Origin of the sequence: Aquirhabdus parva (assembly GCF_003351745.1) — a bacterium.
Taxonomy (GTDB): domain Bacteria; phylum Pseudomonadota; class Gammaproteobacteria; order Pseudomonadales; family Moraxellaceae; genus Aquirhabdus; species Aquirhabdus parva.
Genome location: NZ_CP031222.1, coordinates 2,053,994 through 2,077,458, shown reverse-complemented (window position 1 = coordinate 2,077,458; position 23,465 = coordinate 2,053,994). Strand labels below are relative to the sequence as shown.

Here is a 23,465-nt window from a genome sequence, read left to right as displayed (position 1 = left end):
ATGGATTCGGTAAAGCATATGCGCCTATTACAGCGCAGTTTTAACATGCTTTGACGCAGCAAGATCAGCATAGACAGCATTGACTTGCTCTTTGTTTTCAAAAGGCAGTACCGCTGCGATCGAATGATATTTCCCGCCGCTGGATTGCGTCACTGTCAGGTGGGCTAAATCAAGAAGTGGGAAGTGTTGCTTAAGCAAATCACTCACCGCACCAAGCAGTTCTGGGGAGGCATGACCGATGATCTTGATTGGGTATTGCATTGGAAATTGCCACAGTTCTTCATTGTGAATATCTGTAGATTTTTTCTCAACGATCGGGGTAGTTGTCTCAGTATGGTCAGTCATCATCTTCTCCTCGTGAATCCTCATTTAATCTGGAATATATTATTGTGTCCACTGTATCGAATTACAATGTGTGTATTCATCAGTATCGCTTGTGATATTGTGTAGAAATATTAATGAATCACGTAAAATAAATGATGTTCTTATAAAAAGAATGCCTCAGTTTAGCTGAGGCATTCTTTTATACATTTGGCGTCACATTGCGGGATTAATCATTCTCAAGGAATGAGCGCAAGTGCTCAGAACGAGAAGGATGGCGAAGTTTACGCAAGGCTTTGGCTTCGATCTGACGAATGCGCTCACGCGTCACGTCGAACTGTTTACCAACTTCTTCCAAAGTATGATCGGTTGGCATATCAATACCAAAACGCATTTTCAATACTTTTGCTTCACGTGGCGTCAGGTTCGCCAACACTTCGCGAGTGGCTTCACGGAGACCTTCAGCGGTCGCCGCTTCAACAGGCGAGGTGATGTTGGTATCTTCAATGAAGTCACCCAAGTGAGAGTCTTCATCATCGCCAATCGGGGTTTCCATCGAAATAGGTTCTTTGGCGATTTTTAGAACTTTACGAACTTTAATCTCGTCCATTTCTAAACGTTCACCCAATTCCTCTGGAGTAGGTTCACGTCCCATTTCCTGAAGCAATTGACGCGATACACGATTAATTTTATTAATCGTTTCGATCATGTGCACAGGAATACGAATGGTACGGGCTTGGTCAGCAATTGAGCGAGTGATCGCCTGACGAATCCACCATGTTGCATAAGTTGAGAACTTATAACCACGGCGATATTCAAACTTATCAACCGCTTTCATCAAGCCGATATTACCTTCTTGAATCAGATCCAAGAATTGCAGGCCACGATTGGTGTATTTTTTGGCGATTGAAATAACCAAACGCAAGTTGGCTTCAACCATCTCTTTCTTCGCACGACGTGCTTTGGCTTCACCAATCGACATCCGTTTGGAAATATCTTTGATATCCGCAACGCGTAAGCTCAGTAGGGTTTCAAGATCCAGCAAGTTTTGTTGGAAAGAGAGGATATCCGCACGTGCAGCATTCAAACCAGTCGCAAGCAAGCTATCGCGTTCAATTTGTTCATCGATCCACGCTAAATTAGATTCGTTACCTGGGAAGTGATTACGGAAGTGATCACGATCCATACGGGCTTTTTTGACCGAGAATTTCATGATTTCACGTTCATTCGCACGAACCTGATCAATCGTCGACCGGACCATAGCGCTGATTTCTTCACTGAGACGTGGCGTCAGCTTGAACATCATAAATACGGTTGCCATTTCTTGCAGAGCCGCTTTGGCTTGCTCAGAATGACGACCTAATTTAAGGGCTTCTTGCAAGAGTGCATGACGCTCGGTCAGTTCAGCAAAGCGCACACGAGCGATCTCTGGATCTGGACCTGATTCAGCTTCTTCTTCATCCGCAGCAGTTTCTTCATCATCATCTGATTTTGCAACGGGTTCAGCAACAGCAAGTTCTGGGATAATTTCTTCATCATCGGCAACTTCGATGACTTCTGGAATGTCATCGGTCTCTGGATCGAGGTAACCTGACAAAATATCAGAGAGACGACGTTCGCCATTGACGGCTTCGTTATACTCTTTCAAGACCAGTTCAACTGCACCCGGCCAATACGCCATGGCATGGAGAATATCGCGAATACCATCTTCAATACGTTTCGCGATGCTGATTTCACCTTCACGGGTTAGCAAATCAACAGTACCCATTTCTCGCATATACATGCGGACGGGGTCTGTAGTGCGACCAGGTTCGGTTTCAACAGCAGCAAGCACGGCTGCAGCTTCTTCAGCTGCGACTTCGTCATCGCCAGCTTCAGGGGCACTTTCAAGCATCAGTTCGTCAGTTTCAGGTGCACGTTCATGCACCGGAATACCGACGTCATTCAACATCTGAATAATATCTTCGATTTGCTCACTTTCGGTAATCGAATCGGGCAGGGCGTCGTTAACTTCGGCGTTGGTGAGGTAGCCTTGCTCTTTTCCTTTGGTGATGAGCGCGGCAATTTGCGAGGTGGAGGTTTGTGAATCACTCATCTTTTTCGGCTCTCACTGATATCTAATTCGGTTTACAATAGGGCTGCTAACAGGTCCTACTGGCACTAGCTTAATCGTTCATCGGTCAGGATAGTCCTGACATATTTACTGCTAACGTCTTTTTGGTTACGTATTCTATGTTTGATGGCTTTTCATCATGAAGCCAAGTCGCAATGTATTGCGTTCATGTGGTCACTGACCAATCAATGATTATAGCACAGCCTAGTGACGTATTTTAAGCCTCTATCTGTAAGATATAGTGGTGCCCCTCGTTTTGATTTACAAGTCACCTTCCGCATTATCATGGGATTGATCCAATTCTTTCGATAAACGGTTATTGGCATGAGTCCGATTAAATCATTCGCTTTTATTATCGGGTATTAGAAAACGTGATCTTAACCTTAGAATACCAATGGTATAACTCAAATAATAACCAAAAAAAGTACCTAAAATCAGCAAAGTTGCTGAGCTTTCACTTAACCCCTCTAATTCTTCAGGGGTGATTCCACCACCGCAAACTTCATATAGTCGGTAGAGCAAGCGACCAGTGAGGATTACGGACAATGCAATGCCGATATGCGCACTCGGTGTATAAAAGAAACTCTGATCAATGTATTCGAAGCGAGTTACTCTTAGGCTATAAATAGCCAACGCAATACCCAAGGTAATGCCCGTTAAGAGGCCAATTAAACTGCTCGTATATTGCAGAGCGTGGACACTTAAGCTGATTAGTACCAACGGATAAAGCACGACGACTAAAATATGGCGCCATAAAATAGACTTCTGTGGGCCTAAATGGCGTTTGATGCGTGAATATATACGCCAAATCAATAGTGGGATCAGGGCAAGAAGCGCCATTGAGGGAAGGTGTACCATGCGACTAGACCTTTGTTATTAAATGCATATGGTTAATGGGATGAATGTCTAGGAGCGAGTCTAGTATTCAATCGTGAAGAAAGTATTGAGGTTGAGTGTGTAAAAGTTAAGCAAATTACAGACCACTATGCATAGGAAAGAATAGAAATTTAAGTATTTTGATCTTAGAGTATTTCACTTGAACATCAATGCAAAAAAAAGCATGTCATCGACATGCTTTTTTAAATATGGGACAGTCATTTGATTGACCAATATATCGTTGATCAATCAAATGAGAGATATCTGCTTAAACCAAGCCTTTTTGTGCTTGTTGAATCTCAGCAACGGCTAAAGCGGTCATATTGACGATACGACGCGGTGTCGCTGTTGGCGTTAAAATATGTACAGGTTTTGCAGCGCCAAGCAAGATTGGACCAATGGTGACATTATTCCCTGCTGAGGTTTTCAGGAGATTAAATGCAATATTGGCGGCATCCATGGTCGGCATGATCAGTAGGTTTGCAGCACCTTTATAGCGAGAATTTGGGAATTCGGCTAAACGAATTTCTTCATCAAGTGCGGCATCCCCATGCATTTCGCCTTCGACTTCAAGTTCAGGTGCGATCTCGGAGAGAATGCGATAAGTATCACGCATCTTCTGAGCACTTTCACCATCGGCACTGCCAAAGCTAGAGTGAGACAGCAATGCCACTTTAGGTGTCAGACCGAAGCGACGAACTTCCTCTGCTGCAAGTAACGTCATTTCAGCCAGTTGTTCAGCGGTTGGATCTTCATTGACGTAAGTATCAGCGATAAACAGGTTACGACCTTCCAGCATGAGTGCATTCATGGCATAGAAGTTTTTAACCCCTTCTTTTTTGCCAATCACGTCTTTGAGATAATCGAGATGCAAACCGTAGTGAGCAAACGTACCGCAAATCAGACCATCAGCCGCGCCAAAGTGCACAAGAAGCGCACCAATCAAGGTGGTACGACGACGTGCTTCGCGCTTAGCTAATTCAACGCCAACACCGCGACGTTGCATGAGACTGTAGTAATACTGCCAGTACTCTTTATAGCGTGCATCATGGTCTGGATCGACGAGTTCAAAGTTAACGCCTGCCTGTAAACGGAGTCCAAATTTAGAAATCTGATGCTGAACGACTGTAGGGCGTCCAACCAGAATCGGATGCGCCAAGCCTTCATCCACCACCAACTGAACCGCGCGTAAAACACGCTCATCTTCACCTTCACAGAAGACGATGCGTTTCGGATCACTTTTGGCTTGTGCAAAAACAGGCTTCATCAGGAATGCAGAGTTATAAACAAACTCTGACAAGCTTTGGCGATAAGCTGCGAAGTCTTGGATTGGACGGGTCGCAACACCAGATTCCATCGCTGCACGTGCAATCTCTGGGGCAATTTCTAAAATCAGACGTGGATCAAGTGGACCTGGAATCAGATATTCACGACCAAAGCGTTGGCCATCTTCACCATAGGTTTTGCTGCTGGATTCAACGTGCGCCATCTTTGCAATTGCATGGACACAGGCCACTTTCATGGCTTCATTAACCGTTGTCGCACCTGAATCCAGTGCTCCGCGGAAGATATATGGGAAGCAAAGGGCGTTATTCACTTGATTTGGATAGTCTGAGCGACCTGTCGCAATAATGACATCCGGACGTACAGCCTTCGCAAGCTCCGGCAGAATTTCTGGATTCGGATTGGCCAAAGCGAAAATGATTGGATCGGTAGCCATCTTGGCAACCATGTCCTGAGACAAAATACCAGCAGTCGATAATCCAAGGAACATATCGGCATCAGCCATGACTTCTTCTAGACGGGTCTGCGTAATATCTTGCGCGTAACGACGTTTACTTTCATCTAGGGTTGCCAAGCGTGCAGTGGTGATCACACCTTTAGAGTCAGCAACGATAATATTCTCGCGACTGGCACCGAGGGCAACGAGGAGATCCAAGCAGGATAGTGCTGCGGCACCTGCGCCTGAACAAATAATTTTGATTTTAGCGATGTCTTTTTTGACGAGTAGCAACGCATTAAGTAGAGCTGCGCCAACGATAATTGATGTTCCGTGTTGATCATCATGAAAGACAGGAATCTTCATGCGTTCGCGGAGTTTCTTCTCGATATAGAAGCATTCTGGTGCTTTGATATCTTCTAGGTTAATCCCACCGAAGGTAGGCTCTAGTGATGCGATGATATCAACCAGTTTATCTGGATCATTTTCTGCAATTTCGATGTCAAATACATCGATGCCGGCAAATTTCTTAAACAGTACCCCTTTGCCTTCCATGACAGGCTTAGAGGCCAAAGGACCAATATTGCCCAAACCGAGTACGGCTGTCCCGTTGGTGATAACAGCAACTAAATTGCCACGGGCGGTATAGCGGGAGACCAGCGATGGATCTTTTTCAATTTCCAGACAAGGTGCTGCGACGCCAGGTGAATAGGCGAGTGCAAGGTCATGTTGGTTAGCGAGTTGTTTGCTGGGTACAACGTTAATTTTTCCAGGCTTTGGAAATTCATGGTAATCGAGAGCGGCTTGCTTGAGTTCTTGGTTGTCCATCTTCATCTCATTGAATACTTAAAAGCGTTTACGATAATCATATATCGGGGACGTGACTGGCTTTATGACAACCGGTCATGAAATGCTGCAGTCACGTTAATAGTCGATCATTGGTCAGGCTCATTTTTGATCAGCCGTTTGCGAAGAGCGGACTTGCATACAAACTCATGATAAAAGTCTGTTAAGTGGTTCGCGAACTACAAGATTTGTAGCAAAAGTACCAAGCGGTCGATTATACCATAGCAGTAATATGTTTTTGTGAGGATTACTTTGTATTTAACATGTTCGTCTTGTAGATATAAAAAAGCCACTTTGAAATGAAAGTGGCTTTCTATCATTCTGTGAATGACCGCTGATGAAGTTTAAATGGTAATCAGAGGAGTGCTCATGGCATTGATCAAGAGTAGGGTTGCTTCAAATGCAGGCAGGGGCTTGCTCAGCAAGAATCCCTGCAATAAATCACAACCTTCGGCGCGAAGTAGCTGCGCTTGCTCAATGGTTTCGACGCCTTCTGCAACGACCTTCATGTTTAAGGAATGGCTCATCGCAAGAATCGCACGAACAATAGCGCGCTGTTCATGATTACTGGTCATGTGCATGACAAAGGAGCGATCAACTTTGATAACATCGATGGGGTAGAGCCCAAGGTAAGAGAGTGAGGAGTAACCTGTACCAAAGTCATCCAGCGCGATCGAAATATTTCGCGTTTTAATCTCTTGTAGAATTCCGCGAACCTTTTCAGGTTCATCCATCAGTAATGTTTCGGTAATTTCTAATTCAAGCAGGCTGGGATCAATCTGATGCTTTTTAAGAATGCGATCAATCGTAGCAATGAAATTACCGCGTTGTAATTGCTGCGCAGAAACATTGACTGAAACGGTGAGACTATCAAAGCCAGACTCTTGCCATTTTTTGATTTGGGCACAGGATTGATCCAGTACGAACTCACCCAGTGCAGAGATAATACCCATCTCTTCAGCCAGACCAATAAATTGGATCGGCGCAATCAAGCCCTTGGTTGGATGATTCCAACGAACTAAGGCTTCGAAACCGACGATTGTTTGAGTAGCTGCATTGAATTTGGCTTGGTAATACACGACAAATTGTTCGCTGGAGAGCGCTTTGCGTAAGGCGTTTTCAAGATTGATCCGCTCAAGGGACTGGATACCCAATTGCTTACTTGCAAAGCGAATGGTATTGCCCCCGACGCGTTTGGCTTCTTGCAGTGCATTTTCTGCATAGTTTGAAATGGTATCTACTTGGCGGCCATGCTCTGGGAATATCGCAATACCGACTGAAATCGTGACAGTAATTTCTTGGGCTTTAATATCAAAAGGTGTTTCAAACACTTCGAGTAATTTTTCGCAGTATTGCTCAAGCTCTTTTTGATTTTCTTCGGTATGGGGCAGGACGATTGCAAAATCATCGCCGCCTAAATGGGCGATGATTCCTGTACGTGCATCATAACTAGACAAACGCTGAGCCACTTGCTTTAAGAGTTGATCAGCCCCTTCAGCACCCAGCAGGTCATTGAGTAAGCGGAAGCGGTCAAGGTTCAAGCGTAACAGTGCAAAAGAGGAGTCGTCATCGGTGCTTTGCAAAATCAACTGGTGTAAATGATCTTTAAAGAAGTTGCGGTTAGGTAGGTCGGTGAGTAGATCGTAGTTGGCCAGATAGGACAGACGTTGCTCGTTTTTCTTGCGTTCAGTCAGGTCGCTGATAATGCCAACATAATGAGTTTTGCGTTGTTTTTCATCAACGATGGAGTTGATATGCATCCACATCGGGAACTCATCGCCATTTTTATGCTGACCAATGGCTTCACCTTCGAACTCACCAATGGTTTCTAGTGTTTTGATGATTTTTTGTTGCGACTGTTGGGCTCGGGTCGTGAAGATACGATTCAGATTTAAGAAGCCGTTGCCAATGAGTTCGTCTCTTGAAAATCCAGTGATTTTTTCAAAGAACGGATTCATATTGATATAGCGCATTTTGCCATCAAGGATAAAAATCCCTTCAGCTACTTGCTGGAATACTGTCGAAGAGAGTTTCTGGCCTTCGGCTGCTAGTCTTTCCGCATTGATATTCCGGCGAACGCCAACCATTCGCTTTGCAAAGCGTGTTTGAGGATCGCGTTCTACGACGCGACCGATATCCTGAATCCAGACCCAATAACCATACTTGTGGCGCATGCGGAATTCAGCTTCATAGCGATCAGTATGATTGAGGAGGTGGGCTGCAACAGCCTGACGGACGATAGGATAATCTTCAACATGGACAATCTTTGCCATATCGGAAAGAAATGACTCCATCTCTTCATCGCTATAGCCGAGGATCTGTTCAAAGTTGGTAGAGTGCATTTTACGATGGGCAATGTCCCAGTCCCATGTACCGATGCCACCGGCACTATGTGCCATTTCTAGACGCTGTTGTGAACTTTGTAGCTGGGTATTACTGTTCGTCAGATCTTGAGTACGTTCACGCACTTTTTCTTCTAGACGGGTATTCGATTCCTGAAGTTTTTCTTCCGTATAAATCCGTTGTCTCATCTCTTGTTCAAGTTGGGCATTGACCAACTCCGTATGGTCTTTGGACGATTCCATGTAATCGATGAGGTTTTCGTTGCGTATAACCAGCCAAGCCGATTTGGTTCTAATCTTATGTAGTCGATAACCGCAAAATAAAATAAAGAGGATGTAGATATCGATCAAAATGCTATTCGGCTTAATCAGCGTTTCGCTACCGCGTACTAACTGCTGCGCGATGAGTGGAGACATGCTGGTCAAAACGAAGGTGCAGAAATAGCGATAGCGGTCTGTATAGCAAATCAGTCCGACCATATGCGAAAACAGAATGGCGAAGCCAAACAGATTAACAGAAATATCTAATGTATTTTGGGTGCTAAAGGGCGCGACATTGGCATGAAAAATCACTTGACCAAATGCCATGATAATACCGAAGACGAAGGTATTCACCAGTAAGTAAATGTCAATAATCTCAGTAGAAATACGATGTTGTCTGCTGTTGATATGATTGCTAAGTACTGCAGAAACAGCGATGAGACTGATTGCAGCGACAGTCCAACCTGCCAACTGATTGCTATCGACAAGTGAGAATTGTTGATAAAACGAGAATGTAATTAAGACGAGTCCCAGCAATGCAAAATGCAAGAGGCCTTGATGCGCACGAGCGTTTGCAATCTGCATACGCCAAATGCGTTGCATAAGAATGCTTTGGTCTTCTTGTTCCGACATTCATCGCTCCTACATTCCGCTTAAGGCGGCGAGTTTTTCTACTTGTATTGCCATGATTAACGAGAGAGTTGATGCTTAAAAAAACATACACTCACAAACGTTGACTGGTTGATTAATATTTATGTATTACAGCTAAATTTTACCTTGTGTTAAGGTATCACTTTATACGCTTGTTGTAACATCATTTTTCGCAAATACTTAGTCTTGCTAATGCAACGACTGGTGCAGTTTCGGTTCTCAATACTCGTGGGCCGATTTGCCAGCGTAAGAAGCCGTTTTCTTCTGCTTCAATAATTTCTGCTTCGCTTAAGCCCCCTTCAGCGCCAATCAATAATGCAACTGTTTTGGGGAGTTGCTTAGGGATCGGATCCGGTGCATCAATTGGCGCAAGAACCAGCTTTAATTCTGCCTCAATAATTTTATACCAGTCTGCAAGTCCGAGTGGGGCAAGAATTTTGGGTACACGATTTAAACCACATTGCTCACATGCCGCGATCGCCACTTGCTGCCAATGATCTATTTTTTTTTGATCTCGGTCGTATTTTAGACGCATTTCACAGCGTTCGCTGGTCAGGAGCTGGATCTCTCCCACACCCAATTCCGTTGCTTTTTGAATCGCATAGTCCATACGATCCCCTTTGCTCATCACTTGCCCAAGCGTGACAAAATAAGGCTCTGTTCGATCTATGGGATTAAAGTCCGAGATTTGAGCAAATGCATTTTTTTTATTTATCTCAATGAGTTCTGCTTGATACTCTCCGCCTAATCCATTGAAAAAAGTTGCCCGTTCACCGAGTTCCGCACGTAAGACGCGCACCCAATGATGAAAGACAACTTCCGGGAGTTCCACCTTTTCACCAATGGTGAGTGGAATATCTGCAAAAAAGCGACTCATGGCAGTGAAATATTTCCTGTGGGTGATAGAGGCGTGGATAGGGTTTGCATTACTGCCCACTCGATGGCCTGTTGTGCCACATCAATAATATGTTCAATTTCGTCCGCACTGATACAGTACGGGGGAATGAGATAAATATGATGACCAATCGGGCGTAATAGAACGCCCTTGTTCATCGCGAATTGTGCAATCAATTGTCCGCGCGAGTCATGAGCTGAATAGGGTTGCCCATTGGCTTGCAATAAGGTAAAGGCACCAACCATACCAGTTTGCCGGATATGACCAATATGTGGGTGAGGCTTAAGCTTTTCCAGTGCCTTTTGCATGGCTGCAATAAGGAGTTGATTGCGATCCAAGACCTGTTCATTTTTAAACAAATCAAGGGAGGCTAAAGCCGCCCGAGCAGCCAGTGGATTGCCAGTAAAACTATGTGAATGTAGAAAGCCACGTGCAACTTGTGGGCTATAGAAAGCCTGATAGATATTTTCAGTGGTCATCACACAAGACATCGGTAAGTAGCCAGCGGTCAGCCCTTTCGACAAACATAAAAAATCAGGGGTGATATCGGCTTGTTCATGTGCAAACATTGTTCCTGTACGACCAAAGCCTACGGCAATTTCATCGAGAATTAAATGAACATGAAACTGATCGCACAAACGGCGTAACCACGTGAGATATATCGGTGGATACATTTTCATGCCAGCCGCGCCTTGAATGAGGGGCTCAACAATGATTGCGCAGACTTGCTCAGCGTGCTCAATTAATAGTTTTTCTAATGCGGCAAATTGACGTTTAAGAAACGCGTCATCATTCTCTCCGGTTTCTTTCAATGTCAGATCAGGAGATGGAGCACGTAAATGCTTTATCAGTAGCGGTTGATATTGACTGGAGAAGAGGGGGATGTCTGTGACGGCCAGACTGCCCAGCGTTTCACCATGATAGCCATTGGCTAAGGAGATAAATGTTTTGCGCTGCGGCTGATCGGATTGATGCCAGTACTGGAGACTCATCTTGAGCGCGACTTCAACGGCTGCCGAGCCACTATCTGCAAAGAAGCAACGCGTAAGCTCTGGACGCGTGATTTCAACAAGGCGCTGCGCCAGTTGTTCAATCGGGGGGTGCGTGAATCCAGCGAGCATCACTTGTTCCAACTGCCCCAATTGATCAATGATGGCTGCATTAATTACTGGGTGGCTGTGTCCGTGCAAGTTGACCCACCATGAGCTAATGGCATCTAGTATCGGCGTGCCATCCGCTTTGTACAAATACGCTCCTTGTCCACGCACGACCTGAATGGGGGGCATGGTTTCATGGCTTTGCATTTGGGTGCAGGGGTGCCAAAGGGGGGAGGTCGAATTAAAGATATTCATTCAAATAAGACCTTTTGCATGAGATTGGCGAGTGCTGGGTTTCTAGTCAGCAGATCTTGAATCGCGCGTTGTTGCTCTTCAACGGTTCGATTTTGACTGAGTTTAAATTTTGCTTCAATCTGATCGATATCAATTTCAAAAAATACGATTGCACTTTTAAGTTGATCAAAAAGAGCAGTATTTAAGTCAGTGTCTTCGTATTGATGCAGAAGGGCAGTGATGTGTTGGGTGATCAGCGCATCATTATCAATGACTGTACTACGTCCCCGAATATGAACCGTCGCGTAATTCCAGGTGGGTACACCGCGGGTATTATGGTTTTCAGTCGAAATATAATCGTGCGGTCCCTGAAAGATCACATAAGCTTCAGAGTGGTTGAGCAGCTCAGTATGCGGGTTCTTTTTTGCCAGATGTCCAATCAGTTTTTGCTGTGCAACATCGAGGTATAAGGGCACATGGCTGACCATGGGGATGCCATGATCAATATGGATGAGTGTCGCAAAGCCATGATCCTGAATGAGCTGGGTTATGTGTGCCGTTTCTTCCATCTTAAATGAATGGGGAATATACATTTACCAAGCTCACTCAAGATCCTTTGCGCGGATCATAATGTTTGAATTAACGAATGTCTAAGACCAGTTGTTGGGTGGGTTCAGTATGATTCATCGTATAAAAATGCAATGCGGGCGCACCGCCTTTAATGAGACGTTGACAAAGATTGACCACAACGTCATGACCAAAAGCACGGATGCTTTCACTATCATCACCAAAAGCCGCTAACTGTTTACGGATCCAACGTGGAATCTCAGCACCAGATGAGTCGGCAAAACGAATTAAATTGCTGGCATTGGTAATCGGCATGATGCCTGGGATAATTGGCGTGTGAACACCACGTTTGGCGAGTTCATCCACAAAATAAAAGTAGCTATCCGCATTAAAGAAGAACTGTGTGATGGCTGAGTTAGCACCCGCTTTTATTTTGGCAATAAACTGTTCGATGTCTTTATTAAAGGATTCCGCTTGTGGATGCATCTCTGGATAAGCAGCAACTTCAATATGGAAGTGATCGCCTGTCGTTTCACGAATGAATTGGACCAGATCGCGCGCGTATGGCAGTTCGCCTAGGCCGACTTGACCTGAAGGGAGGTCACCGCGGAGCGCAACTAAGTGGCGAATCCCTTGCGCTTTATAGCGTTCGAGGAGTTCAGCAATACGGGCTTTATCATCACCGATACATGATAGGTGAGGAGCAACTGGTGCGCCTTGACCATGAATCGCATCAATCGTTGATAGTGTACGATCCCGTGTGGATCCGCCTGCACCATAAGTGACGGAGAAGTAAGCCGGATTTAAGGCTTGCAGTTCTTGATGAACTTTTAGAATTTTTTCTGCACCGACATCTGTTTTAGGTGGAAAGAATTCAAAAGAGATCGGCGTTGACGTTGATGTGCTCATGATGGTTGTTCAATAAAATAGTTTTAATAAGATCAATCAAACATTTTTGGCCGTGACCATTGCATCGTTTTAAACGACTCAAAAAGTTTGCGAGTGTATAAAATCGGACATAGTGTATTTCCTTCACATCAGGGTGACATGAAGGAAATTTTTACGTTTAGAGATTAGTATTTGTAGCTATCAGACTTGAACGGACCTTCAACGGGGACGCCAAGGTAAGCCGCTTGCTCTGTGGTGAGCTGGGTTAATACACCACCAAAACCTGCGACCATTGCCGCAGCAACTTCTTCGTCAAGTTTCTTCGGCAGCAGTTCAACACGCACCTTGGCTTGCTTTTGATCAGCAGGGAGGTCAGCAAACTTTTCACTATACAGGTACATTTGAGCCAATACTTGGTTAGCAAATGAACCATCCATGATGCGTGAAGGATGACCTGTAGCATTGCCCAAGTTGACCAAACGACCTTCGGAAAGAAGAATCAGATAGTCGTCACGTGCATCGCTACGAAATACTTGGTGTACTTGAGGCTTTACCTCTTCCCAACGATAGTTCTTACGCAGGTAAGCGGTATCGATTTCAGTGTCAAAATGGCCAATATTACAAACAACAGCACCTTTCTTAAGTGTGTCAAGCATTGCGGCATCACAGACTTTATCGTTACCTGTTGTGGTGACGATGAGATCAGTCGAGCCAAGGAGTACTTGATCGATATCCGCAGTATTGCCAGTAACGATTCCGTTTTTATAAGCAGAAACGACTTCGTAGCCATCCATGCAGGCTTGCATTGCGCAGATCGGGTCGATTTCGGTGACGCGAACGATCATGCCTTCTTGGCGTAGTGATTGCGCTGAACCTTTACCCACATCGCCATACCCGATTACGAGTGCGCGACGACCTGCAAGCAGCATGTCTGTACCACGTTTGATGGCGTCATTCAGCGAGTGGCGGCAACCGTATTTGTTGTCGTTTTTCGATTTAGTCACGGCATCATTAACGTTAATCGCAGGAACTTTGAGTGAGCCGTCTTTCCACATTTCAAATAGGCGAGCGACACCTGTGGTGGTTTCTTCGGTTACACCGTGGATATTAGCGAGAAGTTGCGGGTATTTATCATGGACTACGCCGGTCAAATCGCCGCCATCATCCAGAATCATGTTGGCTTGCCAGAGTTCGCCATTCACATGAAGTTGTTGTTCGATACACCACCAGTATTCTTCTTCAGTCTCACCTTTCCAGGCAAACACAGGCGTACCGCTTGCAGCGATTGCAGCGGCAGCGTGGTCTTGAGTCGAAAAAATATTACATGAGGTCCAGCGAACTTCCGCACCAAGGTCGACCAATGTTTCGATTAAGACCGCAGTCTGAATCGTCATGTGGATACAACCAAGGATTTTTGCACCGGCCAATGGTTTCGCCGCAGCGTAGCGACGACGTAGCCCCATCAGAGCTGGCATTTCAGATTCAGCGAGAAGAATTTCTTTGCGACCGTAGTCAGCAAGGGTGATATCAGCAACTTTATAATCGTTTGTATTGTTTACAACCGCGTTCATGAGGATCTCCTGATCACTTAAGTTCGCGGATGCCGTTGCTAGAATTGCTACTTATATTGGATATGAGCAGCGGTGTTGAAAGAGCGACGTACCGAGCCTAGCAAGATTGATATGTAGTACTTATATAGAGCAAGCATATTCATCTTGTTGCAGCATCCCTCGGCGGTGATATTGTACGGATGTGTATTCATTTCGACTAGGGGTTTACATAAATTTATATAGATATCGCTAAAAAAGTGCATAAAAAGCACCAGGTAGGCTTGTTTTGGTGCGTAATCTGACACTAAAATGTAACCGCTTAGTAATAAAACGGAAATAAACGATGTTTTTAAAGTATTGATTGTTATTGAAATTTAGCTATAAGTACAAAAAATAACCTAAAATTTTACATAAAATAAGCAAACGTTACAATTTTTAATGATGCAAATTTGTTTCAAATTATGTTTTAATAACCCCACTAGAGAACATCGTGTTCTACTAATAATATTTAGTTCTGAGGAATATCTATGAAAACTCTTCGTATTCTTGCTGTTACTGCAGCTGTTTTCGCTGCTGGATCAACTTTTGCTGCGCCTTCAAACTTAGGTGATCCTGCACTGTCATTGTCAAACCTGTCAGTTGGCGTAGAAGCCGGTACTACTGGCTACGGTGTAAACTTTGGCTACGCAGTGAACCCAAGCACTAGCTTGAATATCGGTTGGGCAGGCGGTAGCTTCCCAAATGTTCATGGCGATTCATTAAACGTTGGTCATCGCAAATACAAAGCGAACTACAGCGATTTACAGAACACCTCTATTGTTATCAAATATAGCCCATTCACTGCGCAATATTATAACTGGTTCAACGTACAGTTCGGTACTTACATCCAAGACAGCTCAATCAAGCTGACTTCTAACGATCGTAGCATCGTTGGTAAAGTGTCAACTGGTCCTTCTGTTAACCCATACCTCGGCTTTGGTTTTGCACCAAAGATCGACGACCATTGGGGTGTTAACCTTGATCTTGGTGTAATCTATCAAGGTCAACAACAAGCTAAACTGCGCGCAACTAACGCAGCTGGCCAAGCTTACTTAGACTCACACTTCCCTGGCGAAGACTACAACTTGGCTGATCAATACAAATGGTCTCCAGTTGCTAAAGCTGGTGTTTCTTACCGCTTCTAATATCTAAGACCGAAGTTTAAGTCTTAAGATGAAAAAAACGAGCTTCGGCTCGTTTTTTTTGCTTAAAAATTATGGATTGCTCTTTATGTCTAAAAAAGATCTTTCCTCAGGGGCAATATTTTCGAATTTAGTTTATAAAGATCACTATTCTTCATTCCTATACTGATTTTGAAACCATGACATTAAAAGTGGCGACATCGGATGTAAGCACCTGTTCGGTAGAAGAGGTGGTGACGACTTTTATGAATGGATCACCCTGTTTAGGTATTGATCCTTTTGACCGTGCTTTTTTATATGGAGATGGATTCTTTACCAGTATTCTTGTGCGCGATGGTACGCCGCTATTATGGAATCATCATCTGGATCGACTCACGCAAGGTGTGCGGCGTTTGACATTAAATGCGGAGATGGCTTGGGTTGAAACTGAAGTGATGCAAAAGGCGAGGATTTTAATCAATGGTATTTTAAAAGTCATCATCAGCCGTGGTATTGGGGCGCGCGGATATTTAGCTCCTGATCAAGCGTCAACAATCTACATCCAGTTGTTTCCAGAAAGTGGTGCTTTAACATCGCATGAAAAACAACCGATTAAGAGCGGTCTATTGCAGGGGCATTTGGGTCAAACTATACCGCAGTTGGCGGGACTAAAAACGTTAAATCGGCTTGAACAAGTGATTTTAAGACGGGAGCTCGCAAACTGTGGCTGGGTAGAGGCTTTAGTTTGTGATGCGCAGGGTCAAATTGTCGAAGGTGTTTACAGCAATTGTTTTTTTCGTATTGAGGGTCAGTGGATGACGCCACCGATATCACTCTCAGGTATTCAAGGAGTCATGCGTGCTGAGTTGATCGCTCGAATGGAAGAACGCAAATTCCCTTTACGCATAGAATCCTTACACCGTGATTCTCTGTTTAAAATAGAGGCGTTATTTTTTTGTAATGCGTTAACTGGCATGGTACCTGTTTCACACTTGCAGGATCGTTTGCTCGATTTCGAGGCAGTGAAATCATTATCAAATCTGTTATTCTAGCCGCCTTCTAAAAAATCGGTTTTTGTCATGCCTCAGCCGCCGCGCAAAGCTCCTAATACAAATAATTCTAAAAAGACGACCGCCAAATCGTCCTCTAAACGTTCCACTCATTCACGCGGGGCAAAAACTGCGGGTAAACATAATCAATCTTTAAACAAAGGGTTTCCTTGGTTTAAAAGCATTGGACTCATTTTAAGTATTTTTTTCTGTATTGCCGTCTGGCAGTCGTTATTCCGTCCGATCTCGATCAGTGAAAACGGCAAAATCTTGCAAATTAAGAATGGGCAGACTTATTCTGGTCTCATTAATTATATGGCGCAGCGCGATATGGTGCGCTTCCCACTGATCGTTAAAACGTATCAACACATCTTTATTCATAATACGTTGATGGCTGGTGCGTATGAGTTGCCAGCCGGGGTTAATGCTTATCAACTGCTGAATCTGTTGAATCGTGGAGAGCTTGCGCAACTCAATCGTGTTTTACTCGTTGAAGGGATGACTTTCAATCAATTGAGAAAACGTTTGCAAGCCAATGACGAAGTCGAGAAAACGGTACTTGACCTCCCAGACGCGCAGCTCATGGCTAAACTGGGTATCAATGAAAAAAGTCCCGAAGGCTGGTTTGCACCGGATACCTACTTCTTTACTGCGGGTGTGAGTGATGTCGATGTTCTTAAGCTACTCTATGAGAAGCAAAAGAAAATAGTCAGTACTGAGTGGAAGAATCGAGCCCCTGATTTGCCTTATCATACCCAAAATGATGCGCTGACCATGGCGTCTATTGTAGAAAAAGAAACAGGTGTGGATGGTGAGCGTGCCAAAGTCGCCGCCGTTTTTGTGAATCGCTTGAAACAAGGGATGCGTTTGCAGACTGATCCAACCGTTATTTATGGCTTAGGGGATCGTTATGAAGGCAACATTACCCGCAAGGATCTAGAAACACCAACATTATATAATACATATACAATCAATGGATTGCCGCCAACCCCGATTGCTATGCCCGGTCAGGCTGCAATCCATGCAGCACTCCATCCTGCCAAGATTGATGCATTATATTTTGTGGCGACAGGGACGGGTGGTCATAAATTCAGCAATACACTGGCCGAACATAATTTGGCGGTACAGCAGTATCTGCAAGTGATGCGCGCTAGAAAAGACACCAATTCAGTAGGGAATTAAGTCATGTTTATTAGTTTTGAAGGGACTGAAGGGGTAGGCAAGAGTACTTTAATACAAGGCGTGGCGGCCCATTTAGATACACTGAAAATTGAATATATTCTGACGCGCGAACCGGGTGGTACCCCGCTGGCTGAGCAAATTCGTGGATTATTATTAACGCCAGATGGTGAAAAAATCGCACCTGCTTGCGAGCTGCTTTTGCTCTTTGCAGCGCGTGCCCAGCATATCAGTCAAGTGATTGAGCCTGCGCTTGCGGCAGGCAAGTGGGTACTCTGTGATCGTTTTGTGGATGCCAGTTTTGCCTATCAATGCGGTGGACGCGCATTGCCAACTGCACAAGTTCAGGTATTGGTTGATCAGTTTGTATCGGTTTTACCGAATAAAACGTTTTGGTTAGACGCACCAGTCGAAATTGGAATGGCGCGCGCTTCCAAGCGTGGGGCTTTAGATCGTTTTGAGCAGGAACGTTTAGAATTTTTTGAACGGGTGCGTGTTGTCTATACCGAGCGTGCTGTCGCTGAAAGTAATCGGATTATCCGTGTCGATGCGACGTTAGCTGCGTCTGATGTTTTAAAGGCAGTTTTAAATCACCTTTGATAGGCGATGGTTTGAGCAAAAGAGGCTGTATTACATTGATACAGCCTCTTTTTTTACGCACTAAAAATAAGCTTTACTGAGTTTATTGTGAAACGGAAAAGCTTAAGCCATAGTTATAGCTGTTGGCTTTAGGCGGTGTTTTACGGCCATTTTCGTTGTGGGATTCTGGGTCATTAGGGTAAGTTGCTTCCAGAAGATAAGTCCCTGCTTGTGTGAACGTTGCTTTGACATGACCTTTTTCATCTGCTGTCAGTTCAATAGGTGCCTTGCCGGGCTGTTCAATTTGCACAACTTGGTTCTTGACGGGTTTGCCATCAAACAAAACATCAAACTCTAAGCCCTTATCGACATAAATCTCGCTTGGATTATCCGTAAATTTGAGCTCTAGTCCTTTGCCAGTAGGTGTTAGTGCCTTATCTGAGCTTGCCCCTTTGGTGACAAAGGTTTCAAGTGTACGGGTTGATGTTGATTCAACCAGTTTGGCATCCTTACTGAGTTCGCTCGGTAAGGCATAACCTCGGTCACTTAGTGCTTCTTTAGGTAGGCTGCCATCTGGACGAGCGGGGCGCACACTGAGCCAGCGGCCATTGATGTTGGTATATTTACTCACGCGCGGTTTTGCATTTAACGTGATGCGATAGGTGCCGTTATCAGCCAGCGGCACTTGAACGAGGGTAACTTCTTTGAGAGAGGTTGCATCGGTAATACTGCTTTTGGTCCCTGCTGGAGAGGTCACTGTAAAGTCACCGGTAATCCCATGATCTGGGATAAAAAGATCTTCTGTCGCTGAGGCTTGAATCGTGGCGACATCTTTCTTGGTATCAAAATGAAAGGGCAAGATATAAGGGGTATGTGCGAGTGCAACCGATGATGAGAATAGCATGGCTGCTAAAAACGAAGTTTTATATACCGGAGATAGTGTCATTGCGAGGGCCTATAATCAATAAACATATGAGAATGATTATTGATTATAGTCATCCCAGCGTAATAAAGTATTATTAATTTGTTCAATAGATAGCTGGGAAGCTGATGTGGGAAATCGTATTTAAAACTTATTGGTAAATCTGACCACCGTACTTTAACCAGCCATCCGTGTGACGACCATTGGGGTCACGATGCGTCCAATGAAGCACACCGCCTCTGTCGTTATTGATAAACTCGCCTTTAAACTCAACAGTTCCGCCAACGCGCAGATGATCAATACGGGGTGCAAGATCAATATTATGCGCGACGAGAACTGTTTGACCTGAGTCTAAGCGCAATAGAAAGCGTTGATGACGGCTCCCATTAATTCCGCCCGCTTTATTATCATCCGGCAGTATTTTCACGACCTGACCACTGCCTTCAATCGTTCGATGATCAAAAGATTGCTGAGGAGGTTGATCTGTACGGGATGGAGATTGATAGCTGGATGAATCCCGTACAGGAGTGTTGGGCAGCGAAGGATGACTTTGTTCATGGCGCGTGGTGAGGAAGTACCCCACACACAGCGCAAGAATAAACAGGATTGTTTTCACTGATAATGGTCTGTTCAAGACATCACCCTTCGCTTGTTCATGGTTTGAATTTATTCTGGACGTACGGCAACAGCCGCATAACCCGTGACTTCTTCGCGATCATGATAAAGCTGACGGAACTCGAGTCGTTCTAATTTTTTCCCTGATTTCTTCACGATGCCTTCGATGAGATCTCGGCAAAACATGACTTCATCTAAGCGGGTCTTCATGGGAAGTTTAAGATTAAAGATGGCTCGTCCAGCTGCTCCATCGGCTAGCCAATCGCCGATGAGTTCAGCAACGCGGGCAGGTTGTTCTACCATATCACAGACCAACCAATGTACAGGGCGTTTAGGGCGATAGATGAAGCCATCGGTTTTGAAATGTTCGACTAAGCCACTTTCCATCAGTTTTTCATTCATGGCACCATTGTCAATCGCGATGACTTGAATGCCATGCTGAACCAATTGCCAAGTCCAACCGCCTGGGCATGCACCAAGATCAACCGCAGTTAAGCCTTCGCGCAGCCATTCTTTTTGTTCTTCTGGACTTAAGAAGTATGCAAATGCTTCAGTGAGCTTCAAGGTCGAGCGACTCGGTGCATCAGCAGGCATCTTTAAGCGAGGAATTCCCATGGGCCAGCGTAATGTTTGTCCCGGTTCACTCATGCCGAACCAAGCCGATGTGCCATCAATGAAAACCAGATGCGCACGCATGGTTGCTTCACGATCCAGAATTTCTTGTTTACCAGCGGCAGAGAGCAGCGGACGTTGTAAGCGTTCAAAGAGATCAGACAGCGCCTTGCCATCATTGGTATCGGGATGGTCGAGGTAAATCGCACTGAATTTCATGCCTGCCATAGCAGTCAGAATCGGTGTAATACGATCACGAGCTTCGAAATACAGTGGTTTTTTATCCAATAAACGAATCACTTGGCGTGAGAAGACTAAATCTCGGGTAACAGGCCATTTGGGGCTAGTGCCAATCCAGATCACCTGACCGCTGATTTTTTCAAAATTGGCATAACCGTCAGCGCCTAACTCACCGAGCCAACGCTCTAATTCTGCAGCACATTCACGTTCAAAACCTGGACGGCAAAGGGACAGTAGACCGACGATGGCTGGTTTTACAGCTTTCTTACTCGGTTTAGGATTTGGGGCAGGATTTGAAGTTGTCATTGATGATGTGCTTTATGTTTGGATTAAAAGGTTGTGAAGTATTATAATCCCTCGCGCACTTTTTAATGCACCTGATCAGATTTTTGTTTTGGTTTTTTATAGTTGTTTATTGGTTTTCATTCGTCTCATAGACAATATTTACGTTTAATACACGTGTTTTTCACTTTACGGAGTTCTCATGGCCTTAGTTACCCCACACGGTAGTCCAACCCTCGTTACGTTATTACTCGAAGGCGAGGCACTGGCACAGGCGCAACAACACGCCAAGACATTGACCACCATCAATATCAGTTCGCGTGAAGTGGGTGACTTGATTATGCTTGGGATCGGCGGTTTCACCCCACTTACGGGCTTTATGGGTGAAAAAGACTGGAAAGGCGTTGTCACCAATATGCAATTGGATAATGGCTTGTTCTGGCCAATTCCAATCACCTTGTCAACGGATACTGCAACTGCAAACACATTACAAATCGGTCAAGAAGTTGCGCTGGCAGATACAGCAACTGGCGAAATCATGGGCATTCTGACCCTGACTGAAAAATACGGTATCGATAAAGATCTGGAGTGCCGTGAAGTATTCGGTACGACCGACATCGAACACCCTGGCGTAAAAATGGTGATGAACCAAGGCGCGATCAATCTTGCTGGACCGGTGAAGGTTCTGTCACAAGGTGAGTTCCCAACCAAGTATGCGGGCATCTACATGACCCCAGCAGAAACCCGTAAATTGTTTGAAGAAAAAGGCTGGAAAACCATTGCGGCGTTCCAAACCCGTAACCCAATGCACCGCTCACACGAATACTTAGCGAAGATCGCAGTAGAAATTTGTGATGGCGTGTTGATTCATTCACTACTCGGTGAACTGAAAGAAGGCGATATTCCTGCGGATGTACGTCAAGAAGCGATTGGCGTATTGATCGATAACTACTTCAGAAAAGACACCGTGATTCAATCCGGCTATCCACTCGACATGCGTTATGCAGGTCCTCGTGAAGCGTTATTGCATGCATTATTCCGCCAAAACTATGGCTGTTCACATCTGATTGTCGGTCGTGACCATGCGGGTGTGGGCGATTATTACGGTCCATTTGATGCACAGCATATTTTTGATGAGATCGGCCGTGATGCACTGATCACATTGCCACTGAAAATTGACTGGACCTTCTGGTGTAATGCGTGTGAAGCGATGGCTTCTACCAAAACTTGCCCACATGATGCATCGCATCATGTCAAAGTGTCTGGTACTAAACTGCGTAAAGCACTCTCAGAAGATGAAGAAGTGCCAGCGAACTTTAGTCGTCCTGAAGTATTGCAAGTGCTGCGTAACTACTACGCAACCATCGCAAAAGAAGATCGCGCAGTTGTTGAGCTAAAAGGTCACTCTGCAAAATAATCCATAGGATTATGATGCTGTAGAGACGTAGAAAAGGTGGTTGCTCCATGAGTGATCACCTTTTTTATTTTTAAGTGATTTGGATTAAAGTCGAGCTGTATTTGCTCATGGATAAGTGTGTTAAACATGATTCATATTATTTTGTACCAACCTGAAATTCCCGGGAATACTGGAAATATCATCCGTTTATGTGCCAATACGGGTGCGCATCTACATTTGATCGAACCACTGGGTTTTACGCTAGAAGACAAACAGTTAAGGCGTGCAGGGCTGGATTATCATGAATGGGCAAGAATGCAGATATGGCCTGATTTGGAGTCTTGTCTAGCCAATGTGAAGGAGCAGGGTGTCTCGGCCATTTTTCCACTCACGACCAAAGGATCAGCTTCTCCATTCACAACGGATTTAAACCGTCCTGTGGCTTTTCTATTTGGGCCTGAAACTAAAGGCTTGCCGCTTGAAGTGCGTGAAATGTTTCCTGCAGAGCATTGGCTCAGACTGCCGATGCAGCCTGATTCGCGCAGTTTGAATCTATCCAATTCTGCAGCCGTGATGGTGTATGAGGCATGGCGTCAGCAGGGGATTGATGTATAAGGCGTCAGATGCCTGAGGCGCCACACCCTTATTTGCTGGGTTGTTCCGCCTTTTTCAAATTGGCTTCGTTTTGAATAACGATTTCAGAAAAGCCTTTGCTAAAAGGTGTGATTTTTTCTGAATAAGAGATACCAGCAGGTGTTTTTGAGAATTGAATATAGGCTTCAAGTTCCTGCTTGGTATAGGTGTTGCTGACCAAGTCGGCTAATTGATCTTTGGTTGCATCCCATCCCATGGTTTTATTCAGTGCATTCTTTAAAGCCGCCAATTGTTCTGGAGGCGTATTTTTTGGCAATCTTTCTACGATAGCAGCAAGTGTGGCATTCGCTGCGTCTTCAAACTTCGCCGCGACTAAATATTCAGCCACCAGTTTTTTATCCGGTTTATTGGTTTCAAAGGCAAATGTTGCATTGGAAATCAAGAGTGCTGTGAGTACGATATAAAGTCTTTTCATC

At 44.7% G+C, this 23,465-nt stretch carries 20 protein-coding genes; 6 read left to right on the top strand and 14 right to left on the bottom strand.

Annotation, left to right across the window (positions count from 1 at the left end):
- Positions 1-27 precede the first annotated feature (27 nt).
- The 10 genes from HYN46_RS09295 to ahcY form a co-directional block, all read right to left on the bottom strand.
- Positions 28-348 carry a YbeD family protein gene (locus HYN46_RS09295; RefSeq protein ID WP_228254786.1) on the bottom strand — a complete coding sequence of 107 codons (321 nt, stop codon included), beginning with the start codon at positions 346-348 and terminating at the stop codon, positions 28-30.
- Positions 349-550: 202 nt separating this feature from the next.
- Positions 551-2,416 (bottom strand): RNA polymerase sigma factor RpoD, encoded by a 1,866-nt coding sequence (rpoD, locus tag HYN46_RS09290; protein ID WP_114899126.1) that lies wholly within the window; start codon positions 2,414-2,416, stop codon positions 551-553.
- 357 nt (positions 2,417-2,773) lie between these two features.
- The gene (locus HYN46_RS09285) at positions 2,774-3,292 is read right to left on the bottom strand and encodes a hypothetical protein (protein ID WP_162818140.1); all 519 of its coding nucleotides are present in this window, start codon (positions 3,290-3,292) and stop codon (positions 2,774-2,776) included.
- 286 nt (positions 3,293-3,578) lie between these two features.
- Positions 3,579-5,858: an NADP-dependent malic enzyme gene (locus HYN46_RS09280; protein ID WP_114899124.1), complete on the bottom strand. Its 2,280-nt coding sequence runs from the start codon at positions 5,856-5,858 to the stop codon at positions 3,579-3,581.
- A gap of 362 nt (positions 5,859-6,220) precedes the next feature.
- A complete protein-coding gene (locus HYN46_RS09275) occupies positions 6,221-9,112 on the bottom strand; it encodes a putative bifunctional diguanylate cyclase/phosphodiesterase (RefSeq protein WP_114899123.1) in 2,892 nt (963 codons plus the stop codon).
- A gap of 181 nt (positions 9,113-9,293) precedes the next feature.
- Positions 9,294-10,007: a 16S rRNA (uracil(1498)-N(3))-methyltransferase gene (locus HYN46_RS09270; RefSeq protein ID WP_114899122.1), complete on the bottom strand. Its 714-nt coding sequence runs from the start codon at positions 10,005-10,007 to the stop codon at positions 9,294-9,296.
- Positions 10,004-11,377: an adenosylmethionine--8-amino-7-oxononanoate transaminase gene (bioA, locus tag HYN46_RS09265; protein WP_114899121.1), complete on the bottom strand. Its 1,374-nt coding sequence runs from the start codon at positions 11,375-11,377 to the stop codon at positions 10,004-10,006. Before bioA ends, HYN46_RS09270 begins: the two co-directional genes overlap by 4 nt.
- Positions 11,374-11,949, bottom strand: a complete 576-nt coding sequence (locus HYN46_RS09260) for an FMN-binding negative transcriptional regulator (RefSeq protein ID WP_114899120.1) — start codon at positions 11,947-11,949, stop codon at positions 11,374-11,376. The genes bioA and HYN46_RS09260 overlap by 4 nt, the downstream gene beginning before the upstream one ends.
- A gap of 46 nt (positions 11,950-11,995) precedes the next feature.
- On the bottom strand, positions 11,996-12,832 hold the full coding sequence (gene metF / locus HYN46_RS09255; protein ID WP_114899119.1) for a methylenetetrahydrofolate reductase [NAD(P)H]: 837 nt from the start codon (positions 12,830-12,832) through the stop codon (positions 11,996-11,998).
- A 164-nt stretch (positions 12,833-12,996) separates the two neighbouring features.
- Entirely contained in the window at positions 12,997-14,382 is a 1,386-nt protein-coding gene (gene ahcY / locus HYN46_RS09250) for an adenosylhomocysteinase (protein ID WP_114899118.1), read from the bottom strand.
- Positions 14,383-14,888: 506 nt separating this feature from the next.
- On the opposite strand from ahcY, the gene HYN46_RS09245 reads away from it, so the two are divergent.
- The 4 genes from HYN46_RS09245 (at position 14,889) to tmk (ending at position 18,349) form a co-directional block, all read left to right on the top strand.
- Complete coding sequence (locus tag HYN46_RS09245; RefSeq protein ID WP_114899117.1) at positions 14,889-15,545, top strand: hypothetical protein; 657 nt, start codon at positions 14,889-14,891, stop codon at positions 15,543-15,545.
- Positions 15,546-15,721: 176 nt separating this feature from the next.
- Positions 15,722-16,573 (top strand): aminodeoxychorismate lyase, encoded by an 852-nt coding sequence (gene pabC / locus HYN46_RS09240; RefSeq protein WP_114899116.1) that lies wholly within the window; start codon positions 15,722-15,724, stop codon positions 16,571-16,573.
- Between the two features lie 27 nt (positions 16,574-16,600).
- Complete coding sequence (mltG, locus tag HYN46_RS09235) at positions 16,601-17,752, top strand: endolytic transglycosylase MltG (protein ID WP_114899115.1); 1,152 nt, start codon at positions 16,601-16,603, stop codon at positions 17,750-17,752.
- Between the two features lie 3 nt (positions 17,753-17,755).
- A complete protein-coding gene (tmk, locus tag HYN46_RS09230) occupies positions 17,756-18,349 on the top strand; it encodes a dTMP kinase (protein WP_114899114.1) in 594 nt (197 codons plus the stop codon).
- Positions 18,350-18,431: 82 nt separating this feature from the next.
- Here the strand turns inward: tmk and HYN46_RS09225 are convergent, their stop codons facing one another.
- The 3 genes from HYN46_RS09225 to rlmM form a co-directional block, all read right to left on the bottom strand.
- On the bottom strand, positions 18,432-19,274 hold the full coding sequence (locus HYN46_RS09225; RefSeq protein WP_114899113.1) for a DUF4198 domain-containing protein: 843 nt from the start codon (positions 19,272-19,274) through the stop codon (positions 18,432-18,434).
- 127 nt (positions 19,275-19,401) lie between these two features.
- Positions 19,402-19,884 (bottom strand): DUF3465 domain-containing protein, encoded by a 483-nt coding sequence (locus HYN46_RS09220; RefSeq protein WP_228254785.1) that lies wholly within the window; start codon positions 19,882-19,884, stop codon positions 19,402-19,404.
- Positions 19,885-19,916: 32 nt separating this feature from the next.
- Positions 19,917-21,023, bottom strand: coding sequence for a 23S rRNA (cytidine(2498)-2'-O)-methyltransferase RlmM (rlmM, locus tag HYN46_RS09215; protein WP_114899111.1), 1,107 nt, complete (start codon positions 21,021-21,023; stop codon positions 19,917-19,919).
- 178 nt (positions 21,024-21,201) lie between these two features.
- On the opposite strand from rlmM, the gene sat reads away from it, so the two are divergent.
- Positions 21,202-22,416: a sulfate adenylyltransferase gene (gene sat, locus HYN46_RS09210; RefSeq protein ID WP_114899110.1), complete on the top strand. Its 1,215-nt coding sequence runs from the start codon at positions 21,202-21,204 to the stop codon at positions 22,414-22,416.
- Between the two features lie 126 nt (positions 22,417-22,542).
- Complete coding sequence (locus tag HYN46_RS09205; RefSeq protein WP_114899109.1) at positions 22,543-23,010, top strand: tRNA (cytidine(34)-2'-O)-methyltransferase; 468 nt, start codon at positions 22,543-22,545, stop codon at positions 23,008-23,010.
- 28 nt (positions 23,011-23,038) lie between these two features.
- Here HYN46_RS09205 and HYN46_RS09200 read toward each other — a convergent pair whose 3' ends face one another.
- Entirely contained in the window at positions 23,039-23,464 is a 426-nt protein-coding gene (locus HYN46_RS09200; protein ID WP_114899108.1) for a DUF2059 domain-containing protein, read from the bottom strand.
- Position 23,465: the final 1 nt, after the last annotated feature.

Excerpts from the sequence above, each read along its gene's own strand:
- HYN46_RS09295 (WP_228254786.1), bottom strand. The coding sequence starts at position 348 with ATGATGACTGACCATACTGAGACAACTACCCCGATCGTTGAGAAAAAA.
- rpoD (WP_114899126.1), bottom strand. The coding sequence starts at position 2,416 with ATGAGTGATTCACAAACCTCCACCTCGCAAATTGCCGCGCTCATCACC.
- HYN46_RS09285 (WP_162818140.1), bottom strand. The coding sequence starts at position 3,292 with ATGGTACACCTTCCCTCAATGGCGCTTCTTGCCCTGATCCCACTATTG.
- HYN46_RS09280 (WP_114899124.1), bottom strand. The coding sequence starts at position 5,858 with ATGGACAACCAAGAACTCAAGCAAGCCGCTCTCGATTACCATGAATTT.
- HYN46_RS09275 (WP_114899123.1), bottom strand. The coding sequence starts at position 9,112 with ATGTCGGAACAAGAAGACCAAAGCATTCTTATGCAACGCATTTGGCGT.
- HYN46_RS09270 (WP_114899122.1), bottom strand. The coding sequence starts at position 10,007 with ATGAGTCGCTTTTTTGCAGATATTCCACTCACCATTGGTGAAAAGGTG.
- bioA (WP_114899121.1), bottom strand. The coding sequence starts at position 11,377 with ATGAATATCTTTAATTCGACCTCCCCCCTTTGGCACCCCTGCACCCAA.
- HYN46_RS09260 (WP_114899120.1), bottom strand. The coding sequence starts at position 11,949 with ATGTATATTCCCCATTCATTTAAGATGGAAGAAACGGCACACATAACC.
- metF (WP_114899119.1), bottom strand. The coding sequence starts at position 12,832 with ATGAGCACATCAACGTCAACGCCGATCTCTTTTGAATTCTTTCCACCT.
- ahcY (WP_114899118.1), bottom strand. The coding sequence starts at position 14,382 with ATGAACGCGGTTGTAAACAATACAAACGATTATAAAGTTGCTGATATC.
- HYN46_RS09245 (WP_114899117.1), top strand. The coding sequence starts at position 14,889 with ATGAAAACTCTTCGTATTCTTGCTGTTACTGCAGCTGTTTTCGCTGCT.
- pabC (WP_114899116.1), top strand. The coding sequence starts at position 15,722 with ATGACATTAAAAGTGGCGACATCGGATGTAAGCACCTGTTCGGTAGAA.
- mltG (WP_114899115.1), top strand. The coding sequence starts at position 16,601 with ATGCCTCAGCCGCCGCGCAAAGCTCCTAATACAAATAATTCTAAAAAG.
- tmk (WP_114899114.1), top strand. The coding sequence starts at position 17,756 with ATGTTTATTAGTTTTGAAGGGACTGAAGGGGTAGGCAAGAGTACTTTA.
- HYN46_RS09225 (WP_114899113.1), bottom strand. The coding sequence starts at position 19,274 with ATGACACTATCTCCGGTATATAAAACTTCGTTTTTAGCAGCCATGCTA.
- rlmM (WP_114899111.1), bottom strand. The coding sequence starts at position 21,023 with ATGACAACTTCAAATCCTGCCCCAAATCCTAAACCGAGTAAGAAAGCT.
- sat (WP_114899110.1), top strand. The coding sequence starts at position 21,202 with ATGGCCTTAGTTACCCCACACGGTAGTCCAACCCTCGTTACGTTATTA.
- HYN46_RS09205 (WP_114899109.1), top strand. The coding sequence starts at position 22,543 with ATGATTCATATTATTTTGTACCAACCTGAAATTCCCGGGAATACTGGA.
- HYN46_RS09200 (WP_114899108.1), bottom strand. The coding sequence starts at position 23,464 with ATGAAAAGACTTTATATCGTACTCACAGCACTCTTGATTTCCAATGCA.